1 protein-coding gene is annotated in these 624 nt (G+C 40.2%); it reads left to right on the top strand.

The features are described from left to right. The coding region (locus tag R8N47_RS26250; protein WP_318186236.1) for an NAD(P)-binding protein at positions 1-420 on the top strand (420 nt) is incomplete at its 5' end. Between the last annotated feature and the right edge of the window lie 204 nt (positions 421-624).

Raw genomic sequence — 624 nt, 5'->3', positions numbered from 1 at the left:
CTAGGTATGGGGCGAATTGGTACCGGTGCATATGACGAGCTACGCGCACGTTACGGCAAGATTTCTCTGGGGATTGAGATCCGTGAAGAAGCAGCGCAACAACACCGTTCAGAAGGACGTAATGTCATTTCAGGGGATGCTACCGACCCAGATTTTTGGGAACGAATCCTAGATACTGGTCACGTAAAGTTAGTTTTATTGGCAATGCCACACCATCAAGGTAATCAAACGGCACTAGAACAACTTCAGCGTAGAAACTACAAAGGGCAAATTGCCGCTATTGCAGAATATCCAGACCAACTAGAAGGTTTGTTGGAAAGTGGTGTGGACGCTGCCTTTAATATATACAGCGAAGCAGGTAGTGGTTTTGCGCGACACGTGTGCAAACAACTCGAACCTCAGTTCACTTCGATAAAATAACCCTAAAAATACGCAACAACGCCACTACCAATTAAAAGCCTTTCTATCAATAGAGAGGCTTTTTTGTTTGATTTTCATACCAAACCTTAATTCCATTCATTAAAACAACAAATAAATTAAAAATTATTTAATCAACAAGGCTTTTTATCATTTTTTTAATCACAAAACGTTGCTTTTTTTACTCAGAATGGCAAATTGAATCCA

This window comes from Vibrio sp. 2132-1, assembly GCF_033344315.1.
Note: the sequence above shows the minus strand (reverse complement) of the source record. Positions and strands in the feature narration are given on the sequence as shown.